The 532-nt window shown below is 52.3% G+C and carries 1 protein-coding gene; it reads left to right on the top strand.

What is annotated here, in order from left to right; all coding sequences use genetic code 11:
* A partial coding sequence (locus R7O13_RS30500; RefSeq protein ID WP_318305675.1) for a methyl-accepting chemotaxis protein occupies positions 1-532 on the top strand: 532 nt, incomplete at both ends.

The raw sequence follows: 532 nt of genomic DNA, 5'->3' as shown, positions 1-532 counted from the left end.
GCAGAAACCAACAACATGTCGCAACGCGCCTCTCAAGTCGACGAACTCGCTGGCGGTCAACGTGAAGAAACCGAGCAAGTTGCCGCAGCGATGACGGAAATGACAGCCACCGCGCATGAGATTTCGAACAACGCTAACCAAGCAGCAGAATCAGCGCGACACGCCGATGAAAACGCACAACAAGCGAAACACATCGTCGATTCCGCTGCGAATTCTGTCGAAGAGCTGGCAAGCGAAGTTTCAGAGGCGAGCACTGTGATTGCCCGTTTAGAAAGCGACGTTCAAAACATCTCATCATCTTTAGAAGTGATTCAAGATATTGCCGAGCAAACTAATTTGCTTGCGCTAAACGCCGCGATTGAAGCTGCGCGAGCTGGCGATCAAGGGCGTGGATTCGCGGTAGTAGCAGATGAAGTCCGCAAGCTGGCAAGCCGCACTCAAGACAGTACGGGCGATATCCATAAAATGATTGAGCAACTAAAATCTGGCTCAGATGCCGCTGTACGTGCGATGGAATCAAGCCAAGCGCGCG

It is taken from the genome of Vibrio sp. Y176, from assembly GCF_033438945.1.
Note: the sequence above shows the minus strand (reverse complement) of the source record. Positions and strands in the feature narration are given on the sequence as shown.